This is a genomic window from Variovorax sp. GW821-FHT09D05, from assembly GCF_059416325.1.
Genome location: NZ_JBWKOZ010000026.1, coordinates 1 through 5,073 on the forward strand (window position 1 = coordinate 1; position 5,073 = coordinate 5,073).

Consider the following 5,073-nt stretch of genomic DNA (forward strand, 5'->3'; position numbering starts at 1 on the left):
CCGGCCACATGCAGTCATTCAGCCAATTACCACCAGTCCCGCGAGACCGGTCGTTCGTGGCGCATTCCAATCTAGAAGCCTTCGAGAATGCCTCCGTCAACTGAAACCCTGCAAAGACTGAGCGACTTCGCCTCTGGCAAAACTCCGGTGCCTAAGTTCGAGCAACAGCTCTACAACGATCCAGACATTGAAACGTTGCTCTCGGCAGAGAGCGCTCCTCGATTTTGCCAAACGGGAACAACGCTATTCCACTACCTGATTGGACTCGACCTCAGCGACCCAGGCCACGTGCTCAACGCACAGGACGTATTGGTTTCGTTGCTCCAGAAGCACGGAGTGAAGACAGCGCTGGCCGGGGCCGCAACGGCGGAATATGCGCTGCTGCTCGATGCCCAGCCGCGCTGGCTCGACGCGGACGTCAAGTTCCTTGCCTCGTTACTCGATGCCGCGCCATGCCTACCTCCCAAACAGAGAAAGGTATGGCTGCGTCAGAGAATCTTGGAGCTGTTTAAGTACGCCAAGCAGCCCCCGCGCTGGTTGCAGTCTCCAGCGTGGCCCATCGGAGATGCTGGCCCTTTGGTCTTCTTGGGGCAGTTTCCTGTCGCCGACTACTTTCATGATGAGGCGGCGGTGTATGTTTTCCATGACCCGGCGAAGGACGCGTTCACAACGTTCGTTCAGCACTGCTGAGCTCGCAGCATGAGGACAATTACCAAGATGCTTCCTCGCGGCCAACACCGGACGTTCAGGCCCTCGGCCAGAATCCAGTCAAAAAATCAGCATCGGCCGCACTCCCATGGTCATTGACGAACTCTTCGGTCTGCTCCCGCGCCCCGCCCAGCCCAGGGAGCAAGGCACCGCGCCCGAATGGGGCACCGTGACGTCCAAGCTTGGCGGGCCATTGCCCACCGACTACATGCAGTTTGTTGACCACTATGGCTCAGGGACCATTAACGGATTCCTGACCGTTCTCAACCCTTTCAGCGCGAACCCACATGTGAACCTACTGGATCAAGTGTTCGTCCAGCTCTCGGCACTACGCGAACTCCGGACCAGCTATCCCGAGGACTTCCCGTTCCCGCTCTTCTTTGAACCAGGCGGCCTCCTGCCATGGGCTGTTTCGAATGAAGGAGATGTGTTCTGCTGGAGCACCGTCGGCGCGAGCGGTTTGTGGGAAGTCGTCACGGTGCCACGTAGTGATTCGCCCGAGCACTTCAAGATGAGCATGTCGCAGTTTCTCGCGCGAGGATTGACCGGCCAACTCAAGACCTCGGCCTTACCTCCGCATTTCGCTTCGGGAACTGGCTCATTTGAGCCGCACCCTGCGTGAGGAAAACTTCGGCAGACGGCCAGCAGCGGTCACTCGTCGCTGCCTCACAACGGTGTCTTTGTGAGCGCGTGCGCACTGTCCAGTTTGGCGGTCAACAACCAAACCAGAAGGGACATCAATCGGACCGGCCAAAGACGCCCCACTCCATCGAGCGGGGCGTCTCCCTATTGATCCCTGTCAGCTTGCCGGATTGCGCGCCATGACGATCCACGCCGCGCCGCCGATCATCACCGACCGCTCACCGGGCTGGCCCGAAAAGGCGGCACGAACTGCGGCCGAAGCGCGGGCACGGATGTCGTTGGACTGATCAGCGAGCACGCGCGACAGGGGGCCAACTTCGAACGCCATCTCCACCGCGTCCTCAATCGCCGCGTCCCGCGTCCCGCCTTCGCCGAACGGGATGGAAGCATCCAAGGGCGCGATGGAAATATCGGTGAAGCCGGCCGCCGTCAAGATGCGCGCCACCCGCCCCTTATCGCCGAAAGAAAATGAGCCGGGTGCTTCAGAGTCGGGCTGTGCGGTCGACGGGACGATGCCCTTGATCGCGCCCATTGGTAGGCGCATCCAATCGTTCTCGGCCACGCCCCGCCAGCAAACAAAAGAGACCCGCCCGCCCGGCTTGAGCGCCCGGCGCATGTGGGCGAACGCTCCTGCCGGATCGTCGAAGAACATAACCCCGAAACGCGAGAACAGGATGTCGAACTCGCCCTCGGGCAGCTTGGCGCTGCTGGCGTCGGCTACTAGGAATAGGGCCGTCGAATCTTGTGGCGCAAGCGCGCGCGCTCGTCCAATCAGCGGCGCGGATATGTCCACGCCCAACACTCGGCCCCCCGCGCCAACGAGCGCGGCCAGAGCAAGACTCGACGCGCCCGCGCCGCAGCCGACGTCCAGCACGCGCTCGCCCATCACGGGCGCGGCTGCTTCGATCGCGGCCTTTCCAAACACCGCCAACATGGCGTCGAGTCGAGCCTGGTTGGCGACCCAGCGCTCCCCGCTTTGGCCGTTCCAGTCAGCGATCTGATTAGCGTTTTGCTCTGCCATGCAGTTTCCTTGTCTTGGGACGAGTGATCCGCTACTCGGCCCATGCCGCGATCCGTTCCGCGATCGCCTCGGGGGCCTCGATGTGCAGGAAGTGGCCGACGTCAGGGACGACTTCCAGCGAATGTGGGCCGGCGAACCGATGTCTGTCGTCGACCTGTTGCGGAAAGATGCAGCCGTCGTCGGAACCGTGGAGCTGCAGCAGGGGCGTTGTGATCGGCTGAGATAGGCGGCGCATCGTCCCAAGCATGCCGGGCCGCAGCAGCCCCCTGTAGTAGCGCAAGGGCGCGGGCATGCTTGCCTGCAGGGTCTCGTGTAGCTCCGCCTGGACAGCTGGATCGAGCGAGAGGCCCGGCGACCATTGACGCCATAAGTGGTCGATGAGGGCGAGATTTCGGGCGCTGGCGATCCAGCCGCTTCCCGGCAGTTGGAAGAGCCCCATGTACCAGCTGCGGCGTAGCTGAGTGAGGCGCGGCTGGCTCAGAAATGTCAGTGGGTGCGGGAAGGCCAGCGTGACTGCGCGTTTGATCCGCTCCGGCGCGGTGACGCAGACATCGTATGTGATCGCGCCGCCCCAGTCGTGACCAATCAACTCTACGGCTCGCCCGGGGGACCAGCGGTCGATCAGCGCGAGCACGTCGCCGGTGAGGGAAGCCATGTCGAACGGTCCCGAGGTCGGGGACGGGGCGTAACCGCGAAGCCAGGGGGCGACGACGTGACGCCCACGGCGACCGAGCTCGGCAAGGAAGGGCTTCGCCGTCGGCGGATGGTCCGGGAAACCGTGCAAGACAAGCGTCGGCTGAGCATCGGGATCACCACCCTGCAGCGCGTGAAAAGTGCCGTGTGGCAGGTCGAAGGTGACGTGTTCGAAGTCCATGTGCATCAGGCTTCTCTAAAAGTGCGTTTCCTCAGGCGCCGCGTGCGGATCTATGCCCTCAAGCCAGCATCGATTGCTGGGCGAAGATTCCCGCCATCGCGCCCTGCGACGATGCTTGGGTGACCGAGGGCAAGAAGGGCGTGGTCAGGTCGCCGGCGGCGTAGATGCCGGGCATGCTGGTTTGGCGGCGCTCGTCGACCTTGAGAACGATGCCGGTGGGCGTATCCACCGTGGCGAGGCCCAGTGATTCATGCAGGCTTGCGGACGGCTTGTTGCGCGGATGGGCGAACAGGACGTCGACCGCGACGTTGCGGCCGGTATCGAGATTGACTGTGGAGATATGGCCCTTGTGATGGGCGATCTCGACAATCCGGCCATCGATGACAGGTATGTTGCGGCGCGCCAGATCGGCCTGGATATCGGGCGGGATGTCGTGACCATCGGCGAAGACAGTCAACTTGTCGGTCCAATCGCGGAACAGCTTGGCCTGACTGTGCGATTGCGGGCCGGACCAGACGAGGCCCCAATGCCGGCCGGCGACTTCAAAGCCGTCGCAATAGGGGCAGGGCACGATGGACGTGCCCCAGCTTTCGGCAAAGCCTGGAACCTCAGGCATCTGGTCGGCAACGCCGTAGCTCAGGATCACGCGGCGCGCCCCGAGGCTTTCTTGATCGTCAGTGACGACGCAGAAATCGTCGATGGCGCCAGACACGCTCTCGGCCCGGGCATTGACCAGCCTGATCGTTGGATAGCGCGCCAGCTGCTGCCGCGCCTCGGCCAGGATGTCCAGAGGTGGCTTGTGATCGTGGCCGAGCAGGCCATGCGAGTGGCCGGCAAAGCGGTTGCGCGGCCGGCCGGTATCGAGAACGGTGACCTTGCGGCGGGCACGGCCGAGTTGCAGGGCGGCGGCGAGGCCGGCAAAGCTGCCGCCGATGATGATGACGTCATTCATGGTGATGGGCTCCGTGTGGGTCGAATGATTATTGGACTATAAAGTACAGTAATTTATGTCCGATATAGTAAACTGTCAAGTCCACTAAATCCGCTCATGACTCTCCCCCCAGTTCCTGCTCCCAAGCCCCAACGCGGACGACCACGCGATCCCGAGCGCAGCCGGCGCATCCTGGAAGCGGCGCAAAGGCACTTCAACGAGCATGGCCTGGAGCGTGCGAGCGTGGATGCCATCGCCGCGGACGCAGGTGTTTCCAAGATGACCGTGTACAGCAACTTCGGCTCCAAGGAGGGGCTGTTCCAGGCGGTCGTGCGCGACAGGACGGCAGCGGTGGTGGCTGACTTCCCGGGCGCCGGGACGCTGGACCCGGGTCAGCCGGAGAAGGTGCTGCTGGCGATCGGCGCCCGGTTTCTCGCACTGGCGCGCGGGGACGCACTGGGCGCGTTGCGCTCTGCCTACGGCGTCGCGGGGACGCAGCCGGAAGCCTGCCGAGCGTTCTACAAGGACGGCCCTGAGCGTGCGAACGGCGAGCTGGCTGCATACCTGCGCCGTGCCCACTTGGCGGGCACGCTGAAGGTGCGGAACCCGCTGCAGGCAGCGGACCTGTTCCTGTCGATGTTCCTGGGCTCCGGGCACATCCGCGGAATGCTGAAGCTCGATATGCCGGATACCCGGGAAAACAGGGCTCTTCTTCGCGAGGCCGTACGGGTCTTCATGGCGGCCTACGGCGCGTAGGCTCCACAATGTGGCAAGGTCGCGATTACGCGGCGGCAAGTGAATCGAAGCTTTTAGGCCGGAACCTTGAACCGCATTCCGCCGCCGCTCAAGAGCCCAAGATGGTGAGTTCTAAGGTCCGCTTCCCAAGCCGTCGAAGGA

At 63.2% G+C, this 5,073-nt stretch carries 6 protein-coding genes; 3 read left to right on the forward strand and 3 right to left on the reverse strand.

Annotated features, from left to right (window positions below; translation table 11 throughout):
- The first annotated feature begins 87 nt into the window (after positions 1-87).
- On the forward strand, positions 88-690 hold the full coding sequence (locus AC07O3_RS34455; protein WP_426389886.1) for a hypothetical protein: 603 nt from the start codon (positions 88-90) through the stop codon (positions 688-690).
- Positions 691-796: 106 nt separating this feature from the next.
- Positions 797-1,330 (forward strand): SMI1/KNR4 family protein, encoded by a 534-nt coding sequence (locus AC07O3_RS34460; RefSeq protein ID WP_426389885.1) that lies wholly within the window; start codon positions 797-799, stop codon positions 1,328-1,330.
- Positions 1,331-1,507: 177 nt separating this feature from the next.
- Here AC07O3_RS34460 and AC07O3_RS34465 read toward each other — a convergent pair whose 3' ends face one another.
- From AC07O3_RS34465 to AC07O3_RS34475, 3 genes are read right to left on the reverse strand one after another with little or no spacing between them, the layout of a single operon-like run.
- Positions 1,508-2,371, reverse strand: a complete 864-nt coding sequence (locus AC07O3_RS34465; protein ID WP_495341511.1) for a class I SAM-dependent methyltransferase — start codon at positions 2,369-2,371, stop codon at positions 1,508-1,510.
- Between the two features lie 31 nt (positions 2,372-2,402).
- Positions 2,403-3,245, reverse strand: coding sequence for an alpha/beta fold hydrolase (locus AC07O3_RS34470; RefSeq protein ID WP_495341512.1), 843 nt, complete (start codon positions 3,243-3,245; stop codon positions 2,403-2,405).
- A 58-nt stretch (positions 3,246-3,303) separates the two neighbouring features.
- The gene (locus tag AC07O3_RS34475; RefSeq protein WP_495341513.1) at positions 3,304-4,197 is read right to left on the reverse strand and encodes an NAD(P)/FAD-dependent oxidoreductase; all 894 of its coding nucleotides are present in this window, start codon (positions 4,195-4,197) and stop codon (positions 3,304-3,306) included.
- 96 nt (positions 4,198-4,293) lie between these two features.
- Between AC07O3_RS34475 and AC07O3_RS34480 the strand changes: the two genes are divergently transcribed.
- Complete coding sequence (locus tag AC07O3_RS34480; protein WP_093060024.1) at positions 4,294-4,932, forward strand: TetR/AcrR family transcriptional regulator; 639 nt, start codon at positions 4,294-4,296, stop codon at positions 4,930-4,932.
- Positions 4,933-5,073: the final 141 nt, after the last annotated feature.

Coding starts and splice junctions, on each gene's coding strand:
- AC07O3_RS34455 (WP_426389886.1), top strand. CDS start 88: ATGCCTCCGTCAACTGAAACCCTGCAAAGACTGAGCGACTTCGCCTCT.
- AC07O3_RS34460 (WP_426389885.1), top strand. CDS start 797: ATGGTCATTGACGAACTCTTCGGTCTGCTCCCGCGCCCCGCCCAGCCC.
- AC07O3_RS34465 (WP_495341511.1), bottom strand. CDS start 2,371: ATGGCAGAGCAAAACGCTAATCAGATCGCTGACTGGAACGGCCAAAGC.
- AC07O3_RS34470 (WP_495341512.1), bottom strand. CDS start 3,245: ATGGACTTCGAACACGTCACCTTCGACCTGCCACACGGCACTTTTCAC.
- AC07O3_RS34475 (WP_495341513.1), bottom strand. CDS start 4,197: ATGAATGACGTCATCATCATCGGCGGCAGCTTTGCCGGCCTCGCCGCC.
- AC07O3_RS34480 (WP_093060024.1), top strand. CDS start 4,294: ATGACTCTCCCCCCAGTTCCTGCTCCCAAGCCCCAACGCGGACGACCA.